The organism is Erwinia sp. PME.40.26/001, assembly GCF_055556675.1.
This window is the reverse complement of sequence record NZ_JBVHNP010000410.1, coordinates 1-239: the sequence shown is the minus strand read 5'-3', so window position 1 is coordinate 239 and position 239 is coordinate 1. Positions and strand designations below refer to the sequence as shown.

Annotated in this window: 1 protein-coding gene; it reads left to right on the top strand. The window is 61.9% G+C overall.

Features of this window, described 5'->3' with window-relative positions; translation table 11 throughout:
- Positions 1-239, top strand: a 239-nt coding sequence (locus ACZ3HG_RS24755; protein ID WP_465335178.1) for a ribonucleotide-diphosphate reductase subunit beta, incomplete at both ends; no start/stop codon positions are given.

Genomic DNA, 239 nt, shown 5'->3' with positions numbered 1-239 from the left:
CAGGGCACCGTCGGTGCGGTCTCGCTCATCCCCGACGCGATCACCCCGCACGAGGAGGCGGTGTACACCAACATCGCGTTCATGGAGTCGGTGCACGCGAAGAGCTACTCGTCGATCTTCTCGACGCTGTGCTCGACGAAGGAGATCGACGAGGCGTTCCGCTGGTCGACCGAGAACGAGTTCCTTCAGAAGAAGGCGCACATCGTCATGGACTACTACCGTGGCGACGACCCGCTCAA